Source organism: Neisseria sp. P0009.S007 (assembly GCF_051962515.1).
Genome location: NZ_JBQCVF010000977.1, coordinates 1 through 346, shown reverse-complemented (window position 1 = coordinate 346; position 346 = coordinate 1). Strand labels below are relative to the sequence as shown.

The 346-nt window shown below is 31.5% G+C and carries 1 pseudogene; it reads right to left on the bottom strand.

The features are described from left to right. A pseudogene (locus tag ACTHS3_RS17400) lies at nt 1–346 on the bottom strand (restriction endonuclease); the annotation flags it as partial.

Here is a 346-nt window from a genome sequence, read left to right as displayed (position 1 = left end):
TTTGCTTTATCTATTTTAAACTCTGCGTCATTTATTTTAGTAATAGTTACACTATCACAATCTATTAGTTTTAGATGTTCCATTGTTGCTAATTGCTTCGGTTCTAAGGCTAAAAGTTGACGTAATAGCCAATTTGCTAATGCTGAGTTAGGATTAGTCATTAGAGCTTTTCCATTTTGTTGGCAAATCTTAGCTTGAAGAGTTTGACCATCAGGAGTAATTAACGAAAAAGTAGTATTTGAAGAGGGAAAAAAATCAGGATATTTATCATGTATATATTTAGGAACGGGAATATATACTTCATTATTATCACGTTTTCTACCATTAGCATTCCATTGGTTTAGCC